The sequence below is a fragment of the Streptomyces sp. ATLC9 genome (assembly GCF_057196705.1).
Genome location: NZ_JBXUOY010000441.1, coordinates 1 through 2667, shown reverse-complemented (window position 1 = coordinate 2667; position 2667 = coordinate 1). Strand labels below are relative to the sequence as shown.

3 protein-coding genes are annotated in these 2667 nt (G+C 76.0%); 2 read left to right on the top strand and 1 reads right to left on the bottom strand.

Annotated features, from left to right (window positions below; genetic code table 11):
- The first annotated feature begins 274 nt into the window (after nucleotides 1-274).
- Nucleotides 275-568, top strand: coding sequence for a hypothetical protein (locus tag AC2CJA_RS26010; protein ID WP_484605115.1), 294 nt, complete (start codon nucleotides 275-277; stop codon nucleotides 566-568).
- 108 nt (nucleotides 569-676) lie between these two features.
- A complete protein-coding gene (locus AC2CJA_RS26005; protein WP_484605114.1) occupies nucleotides 677-1933 on the top strand; it encodes a glycosyltransferase 87 family protein in 1257 nt (418 codons plus the stop codon).
- A 101-nt stretch (nucleotides 1934-2034) separates the two neighbouring features.
- Here AC2CJA_RS26005 and AC2CJA_RS26000 read toward each other — a convergent pair whose 3' ends face one another.
- Nucleotides 2035-2325, bottom strand: coding sequence for a hypothetical protein (locus AC2CJA_RS26000; RefSeq protein WP_484605113.1), 291 nt, complete (start codon nucleotides 2323-2325; stop codon nucleotides 2035-2037).
- Nucleotides 2326-2667 lie beyond the last annotated feature (342 nt).

Genomic DNA, 2667 nt, shown 5'->3' with positions numbered 1-2667 from the left:
GCCGCCGGGAGCGCGGCCCACCGGCCGGTACCGACCGGCCGGCCCCTCCCCGGCGGCACGGCGGCGAGCGGGCACGCGGAACGCGGGCCGTGGGATGCCGTGGCGCGGGAGGCGGAAGACGGGTGATTCTAGCCCCGCTCGTCCCGGTGGGCGAACGGTTTTCACCCGTACGCGGTGAGGAGGGACGGGCCGGGTTGCGGGCGGAGGAAAGCAGTGACGAGGCCTAGGATGGATATGGACCAATAGGGCGAAACGACCGCGGATCCGTGGAGTCATGAACAGCACCCCCATCCCTCCCCAGACGTCCGGCGGCCGGGCCTCGGGCGCCACCGCGCTCGCCGCGCTCGACGCCCGCGGCGGCGGCCACCGCCACCGCCGCCATCTGCTGGGCGACACCGTCCGGGCGATCTCCGTCTTCGCCGGCGCGGCGTTCGACGTCGCGGTCCTCGGCGACTACGCGGAGGCGCGCGACGAGGACCGGGAACAGGACTCGGAGCAGGACTCGGCACAGGGCCGGGAGCGCGGGGCGCGCGAGGACAGAGCGCACGAGCCCGCGGCCCGCATCTGACACCGGCCGGGCACACCGGGGCGTCGGTTAGGGTCGCCCCGCGGCGGTGGCCGCGGACGACCCGGAGGCGACCGTCGACCGACGGACCGGAACCCAGGAGGTGGCCGAGTGCCGGCTGCGCCCACGCCCGACACCGGCACCGGCCACGACCCGGGCGCCGTAGGCCCGGCCCGTACCGCACGTGCCCGGATACGCGCCGCGCTCGGCGCGCACGGGGACCGCCGCGCCTGTGCGGCCGCCGCCCTGCTCGCGCTCTCCCTCGCCGCGCTCGCGGCGGTCTGCGCGGCGCAGCCCGGCTTCCTGGTGGACGTGCTCGTCTACCGCGCCGAGGGGCGGGCCGTCGTCGAGGGGAGCGACCTGTACGGCTTCACCGTCACCGAGTGGGACCTGCCCGCCACCTACCCGCCCTTCGCCGCGCTGCTGTTCGTCCCCACCGCCCTGCTGCCCCTGCCGGCCGTCCAGGCCCTCTTCGCGGCCGGCAACATCGTACTGCTCGCCCTGCTGCTCCACTTCTCCCTGCGCCTGGCCGGACGGCGAACCTCCCCCGCCCTCCTGATCGCCGCCACGGCGGTGGGCCTGTGGCTGGAACCGGTCTTCCAGACCGTGGTCTTCGGGCAGATCAACCTCGTCCTGGCCTGCCTGGTCCTGTGGGACCTCGGCCGCCCGGACGGCGCCCGAGGCAAGGGCCTGGCCATCGGCGTCGCGGCCGGGATCAAGCTCACCCCCGCGATCTTCGCCGTCCATCTGCTGCTGACCGGCCGGGTCCGGGCCGGACTGACGGCGCTGGCGGGCTTCGCGGGGACGGCGGTGCTCGGCGCGGCCGTCCTGCCGGGCGCGAGCGCGGACTTCTGGACACGGCGGATGTTCGAGACCGGCCGCGTCGGCAAGGCGTGGATCGTCGACAACCAGTCCCTCCAGGGGATGACCGCCCGCCTCCTGCACACCCCCGAACCCGGCCTGTGGTGGGCCGTGCCCACGGCCGCCGTCGGCCTGCTGGGCCTGTGGCTGGCCCGCCGCGCCCATCTGCGCGGGCGGGAGAGCTGGGGAGTGCTCGCCGTCGCGGGCACGGCGGTGCTGGTCTCGCCGATCAGCTGGTCCCACCACTGGGTGTGGTGCGTGCCGCTGCTCGCCGTCCTGGCCGCCGCCGCCTCGCCGTCCCGCCGGTGGCCGCTGTACGCCGCGGGCGCCGTCGCCGTGCTCTTCACGGCCCGCACGCACTGGCTCGTCCCCCACTCCGGCGACCTCGACCTCCACCTGCCCTGGTGGCAGCAGCCGCTCGCCTCCCCGTACGCGCCCCTGGCCCTGGCCCTGCTGGCGTACACGGCGTGGCGCCTGCGACGGGAGAATCCCCGGCCCACCGGATGACACCCCGGCCCCCGCGCGGTGCCGAAACGGGGCGGCCGCGGCCCGTTCCCGGCCCGTGAGCGCTCACCGCAGGAGCGTGACCCACCCGTCCGGCGAACGCGTCACCCGCGGCATGTCCTGCGCCGCCGACGCCACGATGCGCAGCCCGAAGGCGCGCCGGGCCGGTCGGCCCGGCGGTGGCCCGGCGCCAGCCACAGGCACCAGGCGACGACCGCGAGCCGGCTGCGCAGCATGCCCGCGAACGCCGAGGCGTCGGCCGGACCGGTCGGCCCTCCCCGGTCGAGATGGGCCGCGCCCTCCAGCCGGTGCACCCGGTGCGCGTGTCCGCGATGCCAGTCACCGAGCAGCCGGTCCGTTCCGACCACCCACCGTCCCCGGCTGGTGCTCGGCATCCGGCCGCTGGAGGGGTGGCCGCCGTTGTTCAGCGGACGCCACCGCGCTGGGGCAGGCCGTGTACGACCGCCGCACCGCGCTCTCGGGTTCACGCAGGGGCGGATCGCCGATCGGGCGGGAATGGCGGAAGCCGGGGTCGAGCGGATCGGGGGAGGGGCGGTGACTCCCACCGGCGCCCTGCTGCGCGCGCCGGCCCAGGCCCTCGACGCCCGGGTGGGGTTGTCTGTGGAGGTTGACTTCCTCCCCCTCCTGAAGGAGGGGGATTCCTACGGCTCGCGCCGTGGGGTTTTCTGCTTCATCACCGACTGCCCGCCCGGAGTACTCCGTTGAGGTCTTACACC